This is a genomic window from Chryseobacterium sp. JV274 (assembly GCF_903969135.1).
GTDB lineage: Bacteria > Bacteroidota > Bacteroidia > Flavobacteriales > Weeksellaceae > Chryseobacterium.
Genome location: NZ_LR824569.1, coordinates 4,969,184 through 4,986,164 on the forward strand (window position 1 = coordinate 4,969,184; position 16,981 = coordinate 4,986,164).

Annotated in this window: 16 protein-coding genes; 6 read left to right on the forward strand and 10 right to left on the reverse strand. The window is 36.4% G+C overall.

The features are described 5' to 3' along the window. Positions 1-237: 237 nt before the first annotated feature. From CHRYMOREF3P_RS22890 to CHRYMOREF3P_RS22905, 4 genes are all read right to left on the reverse strand, one after another. On the reverse strand, positions 238-879 hold the full coding sequence (locus CHRYMOREF3P_RS22890; protein ID WP_077414702.1) for a cysteine hydrolase family protein: 642 nt from the start codon (positions 877-879) through the stop codon (positions 238-240). A gap of 29 nt (positions 880-908) precedes the next feature. Next, positions 909-1,433, reverse strand: coding sequence for a hypothetical protein (locus CHRYMOREF3P_RS22895; RefSeq protein WP_077414700.1), 525 nt, complete (start codon positions 1,431-1,433; stop codon positions 909-911). Positions 1,434-1,463: 30 nt separating this feature from the next. Continuing rightward, positions 1,464-1,952: a cupin domain-containing protein gene (locus CHRYMOREF3P_RS22900; protein WP_198424149.1), complete on the reverse strand. Its 489-nt coding sequence runs from the start codon at positions 1,950-1,952 to the stop codon at positions 1,464-1,466. Between the two features lie 340 nt (positions 1,953-2,292). Next, positions 2,293-2,769, reverse strand: coding sequence for a GNAT family N-acetyltransferase (locus CHRYMOREF3P_RS22905; RefSeq protein ID WP_232539084.1), 477 nt, complete (start codon positions 2,767-2,769; stop codon positions 2,293-2,295). A gap of 416 nt (positions 2,770-3,185) precedes the next feature. On the opposite strand from CHRYMOREF3P_RS22905, the gene CHRYMOREF3P_RS22910 reads away from it, so the two are divergent. The 3 genes from CHRYMOREF3P_RS22910 (at position 3,186) to CHRYMOREF3P_RS22920 (ending at position 9,910) form a co-directional block, all read left to right on the forward strand. Continuing rightward, on the forward strand, positions 3,186-4,679 hold the full coding sequence (locus CHRYMOREF3P_RS22910; RefSeq protein WP_180565593.1) for a tetratricopeptide repeat protein: 1,494 nt from the start codon (positions 3,186-3,188) through the stop codon (positions 4,677-4,679). A gap of 162 nt (positions 4,680-4,841) precedes the next feature. After that, positions 4,842-6,266: a tetratricopeptide repeat protein gene (locus CHRYMOREF3P_RS22915; RefSeq protein ID WP_180565594.1), complete on the forward strand. Its 1,425-nt coding sequence runs from the start codon at positions 4,842-4,844 to the stop codon at positions 6,264-6,266. A 644-nt stretch (positions 6,267-6,910) separates the two neighbouring features. Next, positions 6,911-9,910, forward strand: coding sequence for a reprolysin-like metallopeptidase (locus tag CHRYMOREF3P_RS22920; RefSeq protein ID WP_180565595.1), 3,000 nt, complete (start codon positions 6,911-6,913; stop codon positions 9,908-9,910). A gap of 95 nt (positions 9,911-10,005) precedes the next feature. On the opposite strand, the gene CHRYMOREF3P_RS22925 is transcribed toward CHRYMOREF3P_RS22920, so the two are convergent. Then, complete coding sequence (locus tag CHRYMOREF3P_RS22925) at positions 10,006-11,172, reverse strand: FAD-dependent oxidoreductase (RefSeq protein WP_180565596.1); 1,167 nt, start codon at positions 11,170-11,172, stop codon at positions 10,006-10,008. 27 nt (positions 11,173-11,199) lie between these two features. Continuing rightward, the gene (locus CHRYMOREF3P_RS22930) at positions 11,200-11,955 is read right to left on the reverse strand and encodes a helix-turn-helix domain-containing protein (protein WP_180565597.1); all 756 of its coding nucleotides are present in this window, start codon (positions 11,953-11,955) and stop codon (positions 11,200-11,202) included. 249 nt (positions 11,956-12,204) lie between these two features. Here CHRYMOREF3P_RS22930 and CHRYMOREF3P_RS22935 point away from each other — a divergent pair, with 249 nt between their 5' ends. Next, positions 12,205-12,786 carry a Crp/Fnr family transcriptional regulator gene (locus CHRYMOREF3P_RS22935; protein ID WP_077414687.1) on the forward strand — a complete coding sequence of 194 codons (582 nt, stop codon included), beginning with the start codon at positions 12,205-12,207 and terminating at the stop codon, positions 12,784-12,786. 63 nt (positions 12,787-12,849) lie between these two features. Then, positions 12,850-13,785, forward strand: coding sequence for a ketopantoate reductase family protein (locus CHRYMOREF3P_RS22940; protein WP_077414685.1), 936 nt, complete (start codon positions 12,850-12,852; stop codon positions 13,783-13,785). A gap of 83 nt (positions 13,786-13,868) precedes the next feature. Here the strand turns inward: CHRYMOREF3P_RS22940 and CHRYMOREF3P_RS22945 are convergent, their stop codons facing one another. From CHRYMOREF3P_RS22945 to CHRYMOREF3P_RS22960, 4 genes are all read right to left on the reverse strand, one after another. Then, on the reverse strand, positions 13,869-14,219 hold the full coding sequence (locus CHRYMOREF3P_RS22945; RefSeq protein WP_077414683.1) for a 4Fe-4S dicluster domain-containing protein: 351 nt from the start codon (positions 14,217-14,219) through the stop codon (positions 13,869-13,871). Between the two features lie 206 nt (positions 14,220-14,425). After that, positions 14,426-15,010 (reverse strand): NADPH-dependent FMN reductase, encoded by a 585-nt coding sequence (locus tag CHRYMOREF3P_RS22950; RefSeq protein WP_180565598.1) that lies wholly within the window; start codon positions 15,008-15,010, stop codon positions 14,426-14,428. A 3-nt stretch (positions 15,011-15,013) separates the two neighbouring features. Then, positions 15,014-15,514, reverse strand: coding sequence for a DUF2480 family protein (locus CHRYMOREF3P_RS22955; protein WP_077414679.1), 501 nt, complete (start codon positions 15,512-15,514; stop codon positions 15,014-15,016). A gap of 22 nt (positions 15,515-15,536) precedes the next feature. After that, positions 15,537-16,163, reverse strand: coding sequence for a superoxide dismutase (locus CHRYMOREF3P_RS22960; protein WP_180565599.1), 627 nt, complete (start codon positions 16,161-16,163; stop codon positions 15,537-15,539). A gap of 194 nt (positions 16,164-16,357) precedes the next feature. Here CHRYMOREF3P_RS22960 and CHRYMOREF3P_RS22965 point away from each other — a divergent pair, with 194 nt between their 5' ends. Continuing rightward, on the forward strand, positions 16,358-16,978 hold the full coding sequence (locus CHRYMOREF3P_RS22965; protein WP_077414675.1) for a helix-turn-helix transcriptional regulator: 621 nt from the start codon (positions 16,358-16,360) through the stop codon (positions 16,976-16,978). Positions 16,979-16,981: the final 3 nt, after the last annotated feature.

The following is a 16,981-nucleotide window of genomic DNA, read 5'->3' on the forward strand; positions in this document are numbered from 1 at the left end:
GTTGCTCAATATATTTATAAGATTATCAGATCAAGAAAGATTCTAAAAACACACCATGAAATTTTAGCTGTAAAGTATATATTCTTTACAGCTTTTTACTTCTTGTTTATAAGTATTCAAGAAAGGAAGCCTGAATTTTGTAATGGGGTCGTAAAAAAACTGTGCAGTGTTTAATCAGCTAAAAAGGCGCATGAAAATACGCCTTCTGTTTATATCAGTTTTATAGATAATCGTCTTCTATGATCCGGTGCTGTTTTCTACGGGTAATGCAGTGATAAGTTCATGGGTTGTGAGGAGTGCATGAGCATAGGTAGGCCCGTTCAGGACATGTGCTGCATGCATCATTTCGGAGGTGAAGGCTGCTGTTGCATCTTTTACCAGGGTTACATGATATCCTAACTCCATTGCAAAACGTGCCGTACTTTCAACACAGGTGTTAGCGAGCAATCCTATAGCGATGACATGGGTTATATCGCGTTGCTTGAGCAGCATATCCAGATCTGTATTGGCAAAACCACTTTGTGCCCAGTGTTCCTTGGCAATAATGTCTCCTTCCTGAGGAGTAAAATCAGGATGCCATTCGCCTCCCCAGCTGTCTTTTGCAAAAGAATGACGTTCCATAATGCTTATCTGAGTAGGGTTGGGAAATTTCCAGTATTGGTAATCTGTAGGTTCCCATCGTTTGTGCGGAACAATAAAGATCTGTATACCTGCCTGCCTTACAGCTTTTACGATGCTTCGCAGATTATTCAATAAATTGTTGCTTTCTGCAACGTCTTTCACTCTTGGCCACACTTTCCCACCTTCAGATAGAAAATCATTGTAAGGATCAATAAATAACAAAGCTGTTTTATTACGTTCATAGATTGGTGTTTCCATTTTCTTTTTTATTTAATATAAGATTAATTTTATCTCAATGCATGTCTTTCAATACTTTTTGCAAACAAAGGCGTCTCGCTTTGATTGTGATATATAGAAACTGGCTGTCGTTGGGTTTTAAAAAGTTCAAATGGGATTCCCTGCTTTTCCAGTCCTTTAAGGAAATCATCAGTAGGTCTTGATAGGACTCTGTTGGTAAATTCACAAGTATTATCATCTATCTTTCTTACACTCATTTCCCAGTGTACAAGGATAGTAACACGGCCGGTAGGGGTAAAAACATCCGAAACAGACTCCAGGATAAGGTGTGTGGGCTCGGACACGGTTTCTATATAATGCTGTACCATTGGATTTCCTCCAAGTATTTCTACATTAATAGACATTCTTTTACCCTCAGTAGAGGTCGTAACGCCTGCCGCAATGTGAGCAGGGGAACATGCCTGATATTCGTGTTCCGGAAGGGTAAAGCACCATTCCGGAAGGTTGATTTTTTCAATCGGTGCGTTGATCACAGCAGAAAAGCTTGAATCAACAATAATGGGTTTATTTTCCATGTTAATTATATTTTAATTCATTTTAATAATTCATTTTCCTTTATTTCTGGGATCATCCGAAGGATTCATATAGCTTATTCCCAAAGGCCCAAAGGCGCTGACCTGTGTTTCATAACTTCCTGATTTTGCCCAATGAAAATGCGGTGTATTTCCAGGAAGTACCACAACACTTCCCGATGGATAAGCCTTTAATTTAGCAGCATCGAACTTTTCGCCTATACCAATATAAAATACACCGCTTATGACTGTATATATTCTGTTTTCAGGATGCTTGTGCGGAAGCAGTACCACGTCAGAAGGTACTCTTACCCGAACTACATAGGGTTCTGCCTTTTTCGGATCTCCTATCAGTACAGCAAGACGGGCTTCAGGTGGAAACGCTGGAAATGCTGACCATTTGATATTTTCTGGATAGATATCTCCCCATTCATTATTGGATAAACTTTGAGCATGAGTATGGTTGGTGTTTAGAAATGCAACGGTGCAAAGCAGAGTTATAAAGTAATTTGTTTTTTTCATTTTTCAGAAATTAATTATTGTAATTTTTATCCAGTCACTTGTAATCGGATGAATTTGGATACCGGAAAATCATAGAGCAAAATTCGGTAGAGTTTGACAATGGATTGTGTGACCTACCTCACATAAACAGGACATTCAGCTATTAAGACATACAATAAAGAATGAATTGAGGCCAAACAGAAACGCCATGTAAAAATGATAACTTTTACATGGCGTTTCTTGCTTTTAAAGCTGAGTAGTATTCGATTAATTGATCGATGATTTTCGAGCAACGGACAGAAGAGGGATCAGGACAATAAACTTCTCCTCATTAAGATTTACTATTAAAAATAAAATATTCTTATCCGGGAATATATTTCATACTGATTTCTTCAGAAAGAGTATTAGGTATTTCGTGAAACCCTATTTTCCGGTACAGATTGTAAGCCTTGTCATTTCCGGGAATAACCTCTAGAATGATTTCAATGCCATTAAATTTTTGACAGGCCTCGGCAATAACGGCCTCAATCAGTCCCTGACCTATATTTTTTCCTTGAAACTCTCTTTTTACATACATCTGGTAAATACTTCCGGTGCTATCTTCATTTTTAACAAAAGTACAGATACCCACGAGTTCCTGCTGTGCAAAAGCTCCATATACAAATCTTTCCGGTGTTTGTTCTTCAATATCGCTTTCTATCCGAAATTTTTCAATACTCAGGGCTTCCTGATAGGTTGCTCCAAAAGATTCAGGGAATTTTTCCAGACTTTCCAGGCGGATGGCCCGGTACATTTTACTTTCTCCGGAGATAAGTTTTCGATAGCTAATATTTATCATAGTCAGTAGGGTAATCATTTCCATTAATATCCGGGTACAAGTATATAGATTATTCTGAACTTCTTTTAGTATGCCCGGTTGAATTTCAACAATTGTATTAAAATTTTTAAACTAAACGATGTATTTGTAACAAATTTCACTTCAGTTAGTCTTATTATAAACAAAAGCAATCATTTTTTGAGCGGAAAAGTTTATAGAGCAGTCCGGAAAGCTTAAAAAATGTTTGTTTAAGGGGAAAATTTGGTACTTTATTTAAATGTTACATTTTTGCAAAATTAACAGCTTATTTCATAATAAGCATGATAAATTATGTATATTTATAACACTTATTGGGGAAAATAGTAAAATAATAGTAGAAGTTTATCAACATATTTTAATGAAATATGTATAGGTAGATATAGGGAAAAGTGGTGCTGATGGAAAGAATTAATCTAATCATTCTTAAGAATAAAAAAATACATTCAAAGGATATAAAAAAAATAATAGCCTGTACAATCTGTATAGGGTTATTTTTATGTATGCTTTCGTGCAGCCATGATTCTCAGGATAAGGAAAGAGAAAATTTTGATACTTCTCTATTAAACCAGACTTCAGACCTTCAGTTGTCAGGGGAGTATGAAGCTTTTATCCGGCTGAATATAAAATATCTGAAAAAGGCTGCGAAAATGAAATATAAAGCCGGAAAAGGTCTTTGCTATCTGAATATGGCAGGGGTGAATGTCTCGGCAGGAAATTATGATAAAGCCCGCTTTTTTTTCAACAAAGCAGAGAAAGATCTGAAAAACTCTGAGAATAATTATCATAAAGCAGCATTCTATAATGACTATAGCCTGTATTATTCTCATCTTAAAATAAATGACAAGGCTATTGAATGTAATAATAAAGCATTTTATTTTTTAAAACAGGCTGCAAAAACTAGTCTTGCCCGAAAACTTCTTCCAAGACTGTACGTGAACAAAGGAATTTACTATGCCTGGAAAGGGTGGTTCGGAACTTCTTTAAAATGTTTCACCAAAGCGAATGTACTGGAAAACTCGGCCTACAGCAATTGTATGGTCGCCCAATATTATTTATTTGTTCATAAGCCAGATTCTGCAGGAATATATATTGAGGAGGCAGATGAGAAAATGCTAAGCCAAAAGACAACTGATGTAGAATCCCTATGGGTTTATTATACGATGGGATACTACTATAATGAAATAAATAACAGTGAGCAGGCTGAGAAAGCACTTAGAAAAGCTCTGGACATCAATATTAAAACGAGACGTACTTATTCTTCACATATAAAAGAGGTTTATAAGGCACTGGCAGACCTGTATAAGAAAAAGAATGACGGCGGGAAAGCTTATTTCTATCTGAAAAAATATATGGAAGAAGAAGGCAGATTTGATGCTGCAAGATTTACCGCGATGAATAAGGCGACCGAGGATTTTATTTCTGAAGTAAAGCAGGAGTCGGACTGGCATAAAAATGATCTTCCGTTATTTATTGCCCTTTCTATCGCTGTTTTTACCTTTTCAGGAGTATATGTACGGAAGATAATTAATAAGTTAAAGCTAAAGAAGAATTCCTTAAAAGAAGAAACGAATGAGTTGAAAAACAATGTGGAAACTAAGCAGTTGGAAGAAGTAACAGAACTTGCCAAACGGAATGATTCTTCTTTTTTATTAAAATTCAAAGAACTGTATCCTGATTTTATAAAAGCACTTTTGAAAATCAATCCTGATCTTGAAAATTCAGAACTGACTTTCTGTGCTATGTTGAAACTACGCTTTTCTTCCAAAGAAATAGCAGATTATACCTTTGTACAGCATAGATCCGTACAGCAGAAAAAATACAGAATCAGAAAAAGATTGAATATTCATGGAGAAACGGATATTTATGACTTTTTTGAAAACTTAACAGAATAAAGAAATTCATCACAATAAAAGGTGTCTGATTCTGTTTTATAAAAGATTTTATTGTTAATCTCAGTAGAAGCACCATTGGAGAAAAGAATAGAGTGCAATTTATTCTGAGAGATCATTTTTAATCATAATTTATACAGAAATTTAGCTTAAATAAAGAAACATATGACACGTATTTTTCTTGCTGTTTTACTTATTATTTTAGTTTCATGCCATTCTTATTCAAAAAAGGAGGCTGAAAAGAAATTTGATGTTTCTCTTCTGAAGCAGAATGAGAAATTCAGAGTGGCCGGAGAATATGACTCTCTGATCAATCTCAATAAAAGGTATTACAAACTGGCTGATAAAATAAATTATGCAGACGGAAAAGCGCTGTGCTACATCAATCTGGCAGAGCTTAATATTTCATTAGAAAATTTTCAGAAATCTCAGATTCTTTTCGATAACGCAAAAGAAATCCTGGATCATTCAGAAGATAATATACACAAAGCCAGATTTTATAATGTTTACGGCAGGTTCAATTTAGAACTCCGACGGGTTGACAAAGCTTTTCAATATAATAATGAAGCGATGAGCCTGATCCAGAAAAGCGGTCAATCTGAACTTAAAAATGACCTTCTTTTCAGTATTTATTTCAGACAGGCCATTTATTTTATCCAAAAAAAGGATTATGAAAGAGCACTTGAATACTTTCACAGGGCAAAAAAAATGGATAATACAGGTCTTACCGATTGTGCAATAGGGGATTACGTTTATATGCATAAGAATAAAGATTCTGCATACAAATACGTTGCTACTGCTTATAATAAAGCTAATATAAGAGGGAAGGAAGACGGAATTGCCCTGTATGCCAATACTATTATGGGAGAATATTTTCTTACCAACAAACAGTATGATAAGGCAGAAGAAACTCTTAAGAAGGCTTTGAAAATCAATGAAAAGACCAAACGTATCTATGCCTACTATGGTAAATATATCTATAACGATCTCAGGATGTTGTATGAACGTACAGGAGATAAAGAAAAAGCATACCTTTATTTGAAAGCATATACAGAAGCTTATTATAAAACCAATACATCTTTAGCGGCCACGATCAATCAGGATATGGAATCTTTCATTACCGGAGCCCAACAGGATGCAGCCCATCATAAAAGTAAAATATACTGGATTTTCTTTTTATCATTGGTAGGTCTTTCTCTGCTGGGATTATATGCATGGAGAATTATCAGAGCCCTTGGAAAAAGAAAAGAAGTACTTACAATAGAAGCCGAAAATCTGAAAATCAGAATGAATGACAACAAGCAGGAAGAGATCATAGAACTTGGTAAGAAGAATGATCCCGAATTTCTGAATCGTTTTAAAGAAGTTTATTCTGAATTTATAGATCAGCTTTTAACAATTAATCCCGGCCTTGAAAGTTCTGAATTGATTTTTTGTGCGATGCTGAAACTGCATTTTACATCCAAAGAAATTGCAAATTATACTTTGGTTCAGCACAGAAGTGTGCAGCAGAAAAAATACAGAATAAGAAAGAAACTGAATATTCCTGGAGAAACAGATATTTATCATTTCTTTGATACCTTGAAATAATTTCAAAAAAAACTGTCTGATTTATCATGTCAGACAGTACTCGAAAATATTCTCTTTTCACCACTTGAATTTTTTTGTGGTTTCTCTGTTCAAATATGAAAATTTTTAATGAAAACAAGAAAAAAAGCTATACTACATGAATACTACATCACATATTTGTATTTTTAAATAACTGATAGTTAAGTTATTGTATTTTATGTTGGATTTGTGGATTTATTTTAGAAAAAAGGACCAGCAACTTTAAAGCAGTTCGTTTTTTAGCCTGTATTTTAAAATAATAAACTCTTTGACAATGTTTTTTAGCCCTGATTTTCCATGTTTTTTTATCAGTATCTTGATAAGAACTCTCAAATAATTTCACCTTTTCAAAATCTTTGTGGATTAAATAAATAATTAGAATTAAAGTGTAAATCCTTGAAATATAATTATTTATAATCATGTTGTATCTGTGTAGTATCGTTTTTTTTTGTTTTTTATTCAGAAAATGTAAGTTTTGCAACGGGTTTAGTTGTGAATATCACATGATATGTTTTGTTTTATTGAATTTATGATAATGATTATCAGTGTCTTTGAAGGCAGAAGCCGGATAATCCTTTCAATAAAAATCACAATATACTCCTCCAAAATAACTTTAATAGAGCTTTATGAAAAAAAGAATTTTATTTGTTTGCGCATTAGCGTCTTGTTTTACAGTTTTCAATGCTCAGAGATGGGAATCTGTTTCTCAGAAATCTTTGCAGATAAGAGAAGGTGTAGAAGTGCAGCAGTCTTACAGAGTTGATCTGAAGTCCCTGAGAGAAATGCTGAAAAATGCTGAAGAAACGGGAAAGAATGCACGTCCTGTTATTATTTCTTTACCAACAGCAGAAGGAAAGATTGAAAAATTTGCTGTCTATAGCAATCCTGTAATGGATAAATCGCTTGTAGACGAATATCAGCTGGGATCCTATGTGGGAATTGGTGTGGATGATTCTTCTAAGTATTTAAGATTCAGTACATCCCCTACTGACATGCAGTCTATGATTATCAAAGATGGTGTATTCCAATTTATAGAACCCATAAGTACGGATAAACAAACTTACGGTGTATTTTATAAATCAAAAGAAACAGGGGAGCATGGTTTTAAATGTGATACCGGGGAGTATGATTTTAAAAATATGAATAAGCTGGTAGAAAATGGTAAAAAAATGCTTTCCGGAGTGGGAATTACAAGCAGACCTACCAATACAAAATACAGAAATTTTAGAATGGCATTATCCGTTACCGGAGAATACAGCCAATATCAATTGACCGCAGCGGGAACTCCTGCCAACGCAACAGATGATGTGAAAAAAGGAGTTGTTTTGGCAGCAATGAACAATACCATGACCCGTATAAATGGTGTTTTTGAAAGAGATTTTGGTGCTCATTTAACAGTTCAGAACCTTCCACAGATTATATATCTTGATGCTGCATCTGATCCTTATACAGATAATTTAAATCTTCAGTTACAGCAGACCCTTACTTCTGCAGTAGGAAATGCCAACTACGATATTGGGCACGTTCTTCATCAAAATGCAGAAAGAAGTGGAAATGCCGGTGGAATTGGGATTGTCTGTACAGATCCTGCCAATAATACAGAAATTAAAAAAGGATCAGCTTATACCCAGGGACCTGTACCTGCTGGTGAAGTTTTTGACTTTACCGCAGCACATGAAATGGGACACCAGCTGGGAGCTAATCATACATTTTCAAATACTTCTGTTACAGATGCTCTTCAGGGAGCGAATGTAGAACCGGGAGGAGGAACAACAATCATGGGATATGCAGGGATTACCTATGATAATGTACAGGCAAACGCAGATGGATATTTTCATTACAAATCCATTGATCAGGTACTGACCAATTTAGAAAATAAATCTACATGTGGAGCATCTCAAAATATTATTAATAATACAGCTCCGGCAATTAATCCATTGTCAGCGTATAACATTCCTAAAGGAACGGCTTATTATCTTGAAGCTTCTGCTGCAGATGCTGAAAATGATGCTGTAAACTATACTTGGGAGCAGAACGATACTACAGATGATTTTTCTACCATTTCAGGAGATAGCGGATGGGGGTATAATCCCAAAGGAGCCTTAACGAGATCAGTTCCTGGTACACCAAATGGAAGAAGATATTTTCCTAAGCTGGAGACTGTGATGAACGGAATACTTACAGATAAGCAGGGATGGGAAACTGTATCATATATTCCTCGAACATTGAATTATGCTGTAACGGTAAGAGATCTGAACGCTCAGCGCCCAATGGTTTCAACCTCAACAACTACAGTAACAGTTGGGAATGATGGTCCATTCAAATTCAATGGGCTTACTGCATCTTCAGTGTTGTATAATGATGCTGTAGGCACAATTTATTGGGATGTTGCCAATACGAATGCTGCACCTTATAATACAGCGAGCGTAAAAATAGATTATACTACAAATAATGGAGCCAGCTGGACGAACCTTGTTGCTGCAACTCCTAATACCGGAAGTTTTAGTGCACAAATGCCGGCTAATATAAATGGAGCTGTAAAATTAAGAATATCAGCTGTAGGAAACGTTTTTTACGCAGTATCTCCTGCCATTACTGTGGGCAGTGCACCTACATCTCCTACGTCAGCACCTACAGGTCTTTCCACTATAGATACTGAGATTTTCAAAACAACAGCGAGGGTATCTTGGAACAGTGTTCCGGGAGCTACCTATTCTGTTAATTATAGAAAAGCAGGAACTGTAAACTGGTCCAATGCAGTGAGCCCGACAAATTCATTAGTATTAAATAACTTAGAAGACGAAACAAATTATGAAGTACAGGTTGCAGCTGTAGTGAACTCTGCTGTCGGGGCTTTTTCTAATAATTATACATTTAAAACAAAAGGTTTAAAGACAGGAGTTGATTACTGTATATTGAATTCAGGGTCACCTTACTTTGCCGGAATTGTATCTGTTAAAGTAGCGAATTTGGATTACTTTAATGGGGTTGCAAGATCATATATAGACTTAAGCGAGGATCCTTCTAAAATAGTGAATCTTGTTCAGGGGAGTTCTTATACACTAAAGCCTGCTGTTGTAAACTTACTTGCTGCTGCAAATGAAAATGTCTCTGTTTGGATTGATTATAACAGAAACGGAGTATTTGAAGCTACTGAGAGAGTAAGCAGTATATCAGGTGGTGCTCCGAAAGGGCTTGTAAATTTTGGAGATCATAACTTTACGGTTCCAGCCACATCATATACAGGAGATAAATTATTAAGAATGAGAATTGTTGGTAAATATTCAACTGCAGCTCTTACTGATACTTGTGGTGAACTGGCAAGCAATGCGGGTGGTATTTTGGATCTTCCTGTTAAAATTACTGCTGGTGCTCTTGCTGTGAGAGAGGCTATAGACACAAAATCTTCAGAGGTATCTATTTATCCTAACCCTGCAGATACATTTGTAGAAGTGAAAAATCTTAAAGGTAAAGCAGATTACAAAATCTACAGTGCAGACGGAAGATTAGTTCAGGAAGGTAAAATTGAAGGTAAAATCAACGTTGCTTCTTTGGTAAAAGGAATGTATGTGATCACTATAAAAGATGAGAAGAATACTTACAATACTAAGTTAATCAAGAAATAACACACATGAATCTCTGCATCAGGATCTAAAAAAGCGGAGAGAAAAAAAGTTTATTTAACTGAAAAAGGCTGTCTCTGGTTGAGGCAGCCTTTTGTTTATAATGAAGTAAGATGACCATTAAAGAAATCCAGCATGGTTGTTAGTGACTTTTCAGAATGCATCCGTTCTCCGTTTTCAAGAGATTCCTGTGTGGCAATAGCCGCTCTTTTACGCATATGATGTTCATAGCCGGAAATTGCTTCCTGTAATGTGCTGTAGCTGTTATTTGTTAAATATTCGCTCAGTTCAAGGGCATCCAGCATGGCCATATTAGCGCCTTCTCCTGCAAACGGAGGCATTACGTGGGCAGCGTCACCAATCAGTGTCAGATTGGGTTGTGCTTCCCAGGTTTGATCTGAAGGCATAGAGTAGATCAGGCGCGGAATAAACGGCGTTACAGCATTTTCAAACAACTCATCCCAGATAGGATTCCATCCGGAATATTCTGTTTTGAACCATTTTAGCATCTGTGCATGATCAGAATAATCAAGACCGCTGTCAGCAGGCCAGTTTTCATCAGCTTTAAAGCTTGCATAAAATCCCAGGTCTCCATTGCCTTTCTGACCTAATAAGATATTTTTGGTATTTCCAAATGCCATTATTTTCCCACCTTTAATCATAGCATCAATCTGAGGTGCATTTTCTTTTGAAACATTGCCTTCCAGCATGATGATTCCGGAATAAACAGGTTTAATATCAGTAAGATAAGGCCGTATTTTAGAATTGGCTCCATCACCGGCAATAACAAGATCTGCATATTCTGAAGTTCCGTTTTTGAAATGCAGAAGCCATCCTTCATTCTTACGCTCCATCGTGAGGAAATGACTGTCCCAGACTACGGTTTCAGGATGTAATGATTCTAAAAGCATATTCCTTAAAGGCCCGCGGTCTATTTCAGGGCGGAAATTTTCTTCGCCAAAATCTTCTTCAGGTTTCGTCTCATGATCATTGAAAAATATTTGAGCCTGTTCATTCATGATCAGGGTTTTGTCTGCTCCCGGTCGGAAAGTCTTCTTAAATTCCTCCAGCAGCTCAGCTTTGCGTATGGCTGCCAGCCCAGAATCTTCATGCATATCAAGAGGGGAACCCTGTACCCGTGCATTTTTATTGAAATCTCTTTCATATACTTTTACGTCTGCACCTTTCAACTGTAAAAGTCTTGCCAGTGTAAGTCCTGCGGGACCGCCGCCAACGATTGCTATTGATTTATTGTCTATCAGCATTGTTAGTTTAAATTTTACAATGCAAATTTATTTTCCTTTTAACACTGATAATAGTACAAATCGGTCGTTTTTATTTTTAGATAATTCTTTGGGAGCAACTCCTGAAAATTTCTTTACTTCTTTGATGAAATGGTTTTGATCAGTATAATTGAGTTCGGGAAAGAGTCTTCCCTGTGCAATGTGTTCCAAAGATGCTCTGAAACGCAAAATAGTAGAGTAGGCTTTTAATGATAAACCGAGCTGTTTGGTAAAATAACGGTTAATTTGTCTGCTGCTCCAGCCTGTTTTTTCAGAAAGTTCCTGCACGCTCATTTCACCCTTTGAAGTATAAACCAGGTCGAAAAGTCTGCGTTTTCTTTCATCTACCTTTGAAGGAAGCAGTTCTTTTATTTTTTGAATTGCTTTTGTACAACAGCTGGAAAAATCATTTAAATCATCTGCTTTAAAATTCCAGAAATCGGGAGAAAGTTCTTTTCCTATATTCAATAGATCTGCAATGGAGGTATTTAAAATATATTCAACTGCAAGAGGTTTGAAACTGACAACAAAAGCAATTGTCTGAGGAGCAATATATCTTTGTTCAGGATAAGTTTCCAGTCCGAGAAGGGTAATATGAAAAGGTTCTGAGGCAGACTGTGAAAAAAATAAATCAATTCTTCCGTCAGGAATAATCACCACTTCTTTAGCCTCATCTGAAAGATTCTGAAAAGTTCCCAGATTTTCAACAAAATCCGCGATCTCTTCATCAGGTTCGATGAAATTATAAGTGAAGTCATTGTCCATAATATGGTCTGTGGCAGACTGGGTTTAATGAATGAAATTACAAAATTTGTTATAAACCAGCAAGATATTCTTCATTGTACAGGATCAAAACAAAGCCTAAAGTTTTCAGCAAATTAAAGATAAAAATAGTAAAAGTTTATAGGATAATATTTTAGAATTAAAAGATTTGTGCTTTACTTCAATGGTTTTTAAATCTTATTTTTGTTTCGGAAAGATTTCAAAAATAAATGTATAACAGCTCTTATTCTCATGGACAAATCATTACTTAACACCTACTTTCATTCCTTATTCAGTATCAAAGCGGAGGTGGTTGAAAAGATCACAGAAAAATTTATCCATTTTGAATTAAAAGCAAATACTGTTTTGCTGGATAAAGATGCCATCAGTACCAAAACATACTTTCTGGAAAAAGGCTATGTACGTTCATATATACTGAATGAAGATAATGAGGAGATTACAACTAATATCTATACAGCTCCTTGCTTTGTGAATGATTTTCTGTCTTTCTTCAGGCAGCAGCCTGCCAAAGAAATATACCAGACGGTGACTGACTGTGTTTTCTGGGAAACAGGATTGGAAAATGTACAGGATAATTTTCATAATATTCCTGAATTCAGGGAGTTCAGCAGGCTTCTTTTTGTCCTGAATTACTATAATATTCATGACAGACTGATAGAAATGGCAAGTCAGAAAGCTTCCACAAGATATTTCAATCTGATGAAGAAAGATCCCGATATTTTTCAGCATGTTCCTTTGAAGATACTTGCTTCTTATCTGGGTATCAAAGACAGCTCACTGAGCCGGATCAGAAGGGATATTCATAAAATATAATTTCTTTTCATTTGTCAAGTGATATTTCAGAGATCATCACTGATCTTTGCTAAAAATAATTTCATGAACAAAAAACATATTGTAGTAGTAGGATTGGGAGGTGTAGGCGGTTATTTTGGATTTAAAATAAATCAGGCTAATGAAATTTCGCGGAAATATACCGTTTCCTTTGTTGCCCGTGGAGAAACTTATGAGAAAGTAAAAGATAACGGATTGACTTTGCTGTCTCCTGAACATGCTAATCCGCAGACTCATCCTGATACAATTGTACAGAACATCAGGGAGATTGAAAATCCTGATCTGGTACTGATCTGCGTAAAAGAATACGATCTTGAAAACGTGTGTAAACAGTTACTGCCAGTCATCAATGAAAATACAGTCTTACTTCCGATGATGAACGGTGCAGATATCTATGACAGAATACGCAAAATAATTCCTGAACATACAGTTCTTCCAACCTGCATCTATGTAGCTTCTCATATTAAGGAAAGAGGAACCGTGGAGCATAAAGGAAAAGCCGGGAAAATGATTGTGGGAAGAGATCCTGAGCATTTTTCTACCTCTGTAGAGTGGATTACCGATCTTTTGAGCGAAAGTAAAATTGATTTTGATTTTAAAGACAATTCATTAACGGATATCTGGACGAAATTTATTTTCATTGCCAGTTTCGGATTGGTAACAGCTAAGTATAATTCATCTATAGGAGCTGTATGTACTGATGAACAGCAGAGAAACGAAGCCGCTGAAATTATGAAAGAAATAAAGCTGATCGCAGCTAAAAAAGGAATTGATTTGCAGGAAGACATTATCAGTGCAACTTTCGAGAAAGCTTCTACATTTCCTTTTGAAACACCCACATCTTTACAGCTTGATGTTAACTCAGGAAAGAAAGATAACGAATTGGAATTATTTGCCGGAGCTGTCTTAAAATATGGAGCTGAACTTGGTATCGAAACTCCTTTTACCCAAAAAATCTACACTGGGATTAAAGCAAAATAAGTTTGCGCTAAGACCGGAAAAGAAATATAAAAGGGTGGGTTTTAGCCCGCCCTTTATTGAAATTAAATATAAAAGATAGAAATTTAAGCACTGTGCATGAATTTTTGCCGGTCCAATAGTACTTCCTCTGTTTCCCGATGATCAGGATCATCTATACAGCAGTCTACAGGACATACAGCTTTACATTGTGGTTCCTCATGAAAACCTTTACATTCCGTACATTTTCCGGAGACAATATAATAAACTTCATCCGAAACAGCCTCATTGTAAGCATCAGCATCTCCTTCTGTTCCGTCAGGAAATGTAATATGCCCTGAAAGCTTTGTTTTGTCTTTCCAGCGCCAGTCGATAGCGCCTTCATAAATGGCTGAGTTGGGGCATTCGGGTTCGCAGGCTCCACAGTTGATACAGGCATCCGTTATTTTTATAGCCATATTGTGTATGTTTAGAGGGTTTTTAAAAGGGATTTCTGCAACGTCGGACGATTCAGAAATCCCTGCTAAACTTAATTACAGCAGTTCAACACTGTTCTTTTGAAAATAAGCAGCATAAAGTGTGCTAATTTTTATTTTTAAATCATTAATCTGCAGCAATTTCTACCGGCAGTCCATGCATCTGCATTGTAAAGGGCATCTGGAAGCTAATCTTTTGGTAGTATGAATGTTGAAGAATTCAGGCTTTCTATTTTTTTAGTTGTTGCGATGCTGATCAGCTTATCAAACTTACCGGAATAAAAATCCGAAATTTCAGTTGAATGTTCAGGATCAAATAATGATGACCTGACAATAGGGACACTGAATGGCAATGGCCAGGCACGCAATGACTTGGCAATTGAATCCATAGCATTGATTCCCTGCATTGCCTGCAGACCATCAGCCCAGCATACTAACCCAACTGTTTTATCGGTAAGATAAGGTTCATGCCTGTTGGCAGTCATTTCAAGCCAGTCCAGGCAATTTTTCATCACTCCCGGAATACTTCCATGGTAAAGCGGAGTCAGCCAGATGTGCAGATCGGCATTGGTAAACATTTGGGTCATACGTTCTACTGCTAAAGGAGTTTTAGTAAGCGTGACATCAAATAGCGGAATGCCGGAATCCGCAAGGGTGAAAATGTCAGTCTGAATTCCCAGCATTTTCAGACGTTCTGAAAAATAGTCGGAAATCAGTCCGGAAGTAGATTGTGTTCTTCTTTCCAAAGACCCATTGAATATGATTGCTTTCATTTTTTATTGTTTAAAAATTACTTTGGGTAAACCTATCTCACCATACATCAGTGTTTTAACTAACGGTTTCAGAAGTCCAGCAGCTAATAAATAGAGCGCAGGATCATGATGGGTGCTCGCACGGACAACTACTTTCTGATTTCTGTAATGCTTCAGGTCTGCATAAATGAGACGGCGTTTCCAGAGGTCGAGCAGAACCGTTTCTGCACTGTTTAAATCAACATAAGAAGCATAAGGAGATAGTTTTTCCATGATCAGCATATAGGCCCATGGCGGGATAATGGCATCCGTAGAACAGATGATTCCTACTGCTTTTTCGTTATAGACAGAAAAATCCACCGCAGCAATTGATTCTTTAAATTCTTTCTCCTTGACAATCATTCCCATAAAAAGATGATCTTTAATATCCAGTTCTACAATTTCCGTTGTAGGCTTGTAGTCTGAAAGGTCAAGAGCAATAATGCCTGAAGCCTTTGCTTTATTGATAAAAGTTTCCTCAGTCATAGTTTATTATATTTGATGTTAATTATCTTACTTTTGATAAAGCCTCTTCATATTTTTTCTCCACAGCAGACCAATCCAGAACAGACCAGAAAGAATCCAGATAATCTGCCCTTTTATTCTGATAGTTCAGATAATAAGCATGTTCCCACACATCTATTCCAAGAATAGGGAAGCCTCTGTTCATCGAAAGAACATCCATCATTGGGTTATCCTGATTAGGTGTGGAACTGATAGCCAGAGATCCATTGAATTTTATAAAAAGCCATACCCATCCGGACCCGAATTGTGACAGACCTGTTTTTTTCATTTCTGCTTTAAGGTTCTCAAGACTTTCAAAAGTAGCAATGACAGCATCATTAAGTGCACCTTCAGGATTAAGTTTGGGTTGAGGTGAAAGAATTTCCCAGAATAAAGAGTGATTGTAATGTCCTCCGCCGTTATTTCTTACAGCAGGGCTGTATTCACTTATCCTTTGCAGTAAAGAATCAAGATCGGGATTGATTTCACTGGTTTGTGCCAGGGCTGCATTCAGATTATCAACATAGGCCTGGTGATGGCGCTGGTGATGAATGGTCATTGTTTCTTTATCTATAAAAGGTTCCAAAGCATCATAAGAATAAGGTAACTGTGGTAATGTAAATGGGTTCATCGTATTTATTTTTTTGATTATTGTCTGACAAAGGTAAAAATATATTTGAATTAAACAACTTTTTGGTTGTTTAATTGAGTGTGCTCTTTCAAAATATAACTGGTTGTAAATGTTTGGATTGTCTGCTATTTTTGGAGGTTATAGAAAATGACTATATTTGTTGTTGAAAAATAAAACAACCTAAATATTGCCAAATGAAGAAGCCGGCTGCTGATCGTATTCTGATGTTTTTAAAGATGAGAGGCGAAGTTACATCACTTCTTATTGCTGAAGAATTGTCGATTACCAAAGAAGGGGCAAGAAAACATTTACTGAATCTTGCTCAGGAGGGATTGATCCGTTCTTCGGTGAAGAGCGAAGGTGTGGGACGTCCATCTGCCTACTATACCCTTACAGAGAAAGGATTGGCTCAGTTTCCTGATACCCATGCAGATGTAACCGTTCAGATTCTGAAATCAGTGAAAAATCTTTTAGGTGAAAATGCTCTGGATTTATTAATCAGTGATCGTGAGAAGAATACTCATGAACGATATGAAAAAGTACTTTCTAAATCAAAATCTCTGGAACAACGCCTTGAATCCCTGGCAAAAGTACGTAGTGAAGAAGGATATATGGCAGAATGGAAAAAAGAAGGGAAAGATTACTTACTGATCGAAAACCATTGCCCGATATGTGCTGCAGCAACAGAATGTCAAGGGTTCTGCCGTGCTGAGTTATCCAATTTCCAGTCGTTGATCGGGAAAGAATATACGGTTGAAAGAGTAGATCATATTGTTTCCGGCGGGCAGCGCTGTGTTTATAAAATCAGCCAGTAATTT